Consider the following 655-nt stretch of genomic DNA (forward strand, 5'->3'; position numbering starts at 1 on the left):
GGCGGCGACGCCACGGTGCGGATCGGCGCCGGCGCGACGCTGACGGTGGGCGAGGCGCTGCAGGTCGGCACCGGCCGCACGCTGACGCTGCGCGCGGACGACCTCGCCATCGCCGCGCAGCTGCGCGCGCCCGCCGGCACCATCGTGCTGCTGCCGGCCACGGCGGATGGCTCGATCGGCTACGTGCTCGGCGGCGCTTCCGGCAGCGTCAACGCCGGGCGGATCACGCTCGACTCCACCGAACTCGCCTTCCTGCCCACCGGCACGCCGGCGGCGGTGCTGTCGCTCGGGGATGTCGCGACGACGGGCGCCGTGACCATCGCCGGCACGGCCGACCTGGTGGATGGAACGAGCCCGCGCGTCGGGCTGCTGTCCCTCGCCGGCAATGCGGGCCTCACCCAGGATCCGGGCAGCGTGCTCGACGTGGCGGCGCTGCGCGCGACCTTCCCGAACGGCTCCGTGCTGCTCGACCCGGGCAATGCGGGCAACCGCATCGCCGCCCTTGCCGGTGTCGCCGCGGGCGGGGACGTCGTGGTGCGCGGCGGCGCGGGGCTGATGGAACTGCGCGACGGCGGCGCGGGCGACGCGGTGGTGGCCGGCGCGGGCGGGCGCATCGTGCTGCGCGCGGACGACCTCGACATAGATCCGAAGAGCA

1 protein-coding gene is annotated in these 655 nt (G+C 76.3%); it reads left to right on the plus strand.

Features of this window, described 5'->3' with window-relative positions:
• The coding region (locus HW577_RS26095) for a hypothetical protein (protein ID WP_198378971.1) at window positions 1–655 on the plus strand (655 nt) is incomplete at both ends.

The sequence above is a fragment of the Neoroseomonas rubea genome (genome assembly GCF_016106015.1).
GTDB lineage: Bacteria > Pseudomonadota > Alphaproteobacteria > Acetobacterales > Acetobacteraceae > Neoroseomonas > Neoroseomonas rubea.